The sequence below is a fragment of the Vibrio sp. D173a genome, from assembly GCF_030248475.1.
Map to the genome: position 1 here is coordinate 1 of NZ_JAHGAH010000406.1, position 788 is coordinate 788.

The following is a 788-nucleotide window of genomic DNA, read 5'->3' on the forward strand; positions in this document are numbered from 1 at the left end:
CTACGGATCTCACCAATCAAAATCATGTCTGGCGCCTGACGTAACGAGTTTTTCAACGCCACTTCATAGCTGTCGGTGTCTAGGCCAACTTCACGCTGTGTCACGATGCAACGCTTGTGCTCGTGCACAAATTCAATCGGGTCTTCTACCGTCAGGATATGACCCGTTTTGTTGTTGTTGCGATAACCCGTCATCGCCGCCATAGTGGTCGACTTACCAGAACCAGTGGCACCAACCACCAGCACTAAGCCACGCTTGGCAATAGCAAGGTCTTGCAGTACCAAAGGTAACTTAAGTTGCTCAAACGTCGGAATATTGGTTTCAATACGACGAATAACGGCTCCCGGTAATTCACGTTGGAAAAAGGCACTGACACGGAAACGACCGCAATCACGGACAATGGCAAAGTTAGACTCACGGCTTTTACGAAACTCCTGGCGTCGCTCTGGTTCCATGGCACTGTCGAGTAACAAGGCGACATCATTTTCAGTCAGCTTATCACCTTGCGGGCGCAATTCGCCATCCACACGAAACAAAATCGGAGCACCGACAGTGATGTAGAGATCCGACGCTTTTAACGCCAACATGCCTTCGAGAAATTTATTCAGATCCATCGTCCGTATTCGCTATTTCCTAAGTAATTCGTTACGAGAATTGCTGCGCTTCAATTTCAACTTTCTTATCCACTTCTTCACGCGATACCATGCCTTGCGCCATCAATTGACGAGCATTCTGCTCCATGGTCTGCATACCATACGCCGCACCAGTCTGAATGATCGAATACATCT

1 protein-coding gene and 1 pseudogene are annotated in these 788 nt (G+C 48.4%); both read right to left on the minus strand.

Annotation, left to right across the window (positions count from 1 at the left end):
* On the minus strand, positions 1-614 hold a 614-nt coding region (locus KIV40_RS26250), incomplete at its 3' end, for an ATPase, T2SS/T4P/T4SS family (protein WP_285352119.1).
* Positions 615-645: 31 nt separating this feature from the next.
* Positions 646-788: pseudogene (locus tag KIV40_RS26255) on the minus strand (twitching motility protein PilT); the annotation flags it as partial.